At 60.8% G+C, this 872-nt stretch carries 1 protein-coding gene; it reads right to left on the bottom strand.

From position 1 onward, the window contains the following. Nucleotides 1–91 precede the first annotated feature (91 nt). Complete coding sequence (locus CCD76_RS19350) at nucleotides 92–859, bottom strand: PFL_4669 family integrating conjugative element protein (RefSeq protein ID WP_075563463.1); 768 nt, start codon at nucleotides 857–859, stop codon at nucleotides 92–94. Between the last annotated feature and the right edge of the window lie 13 nt (nucleotides 860–872).

Raw genomic sequence — 872 nt, 5'->3', positions numbered from 1 at the left:
ATCACCCCGGCCTGGTCTCGTTGAAGTGATTCCAGTGGAATCACCCTAACCTGCTCTTGCTGGAGTGATTCCCCCGCATCACCTTGCAGCATTAGTCCTCGGATTCTCCGAGCTGGGGCAGCAACTGAGCGTCGTCTAGATCCGCGCCTTCGAGCTTGTGATCCTGATCACTGCCGGCCAGCTCGGCTCCCTGGCGTCGGATCGTCGGTGCAAACTCACTGCGGCGCGTCCCTTCAAAGATGTCCTGCGGTAGCTCGCCGTACTTCTCGAGAGCGTTTCGGGCCTTGGCGTTATTGGCTGCGAAGTCATCACGCGTCGCCCCGCTGAACCCCGGAAACTTGACCGGCGCGTAACATAGCGATCGCAGGGCGTGGCCGCCCTGATCGCGAATCATCGCGCCACGCTGCTTGTTGCCCAGCAGTCCAATGTGATGGGCCAGCAGCACATCGCGAACGATGCTGTCGTACTGCATCAGCAGCATGACCGCCTGCCAGCCCATCTGACCTCCGGTGAACACGGGGCTCACGAACGGTTGCTGGCTGACGTTGCGGCTGACATCGAGCCCCTCCGGGATCTGCTTCAGAACCTGGCTCACTCGCTTTTCCAGTTGATGGAGCGATTGTCGGGTCTCGTCGATCTTCTCCTCGAGCATGAGCAGCCAGCTGTCGGCGTAGGGATCGTCCCGGCCTGCTGCCTGATGGACACGTCCGGCGAGCGACAGAAACTGTTTGAGACCGACCACCTGTGGCTTGCCGCTTTCGACACCGCGTCCGTGCCAGGCAAGCACTGCCGGATAGGTATGCAGAGTCATCTCGATTTTGCTGCGTAGCTGCCCTACACGGGGCTCAGCGCTGGCCATAATCACTCCTGAA

This window comes from Salinicola salarius, assembly GCF_002179555.1.
In the GTDB taxonomy this organism is placed as follows: Bacteria; Pseudomonadota; Gammaproteobacteria; order Pseudomonadales; family Halomonadaceae; genus Salinicola; species Salinicola salarius_A.
The sequence above is the reverse complement of the archived record's forward strand: the minus strand, read 5'-3'. Positions and strand labels throughout refer to the sequence as shown.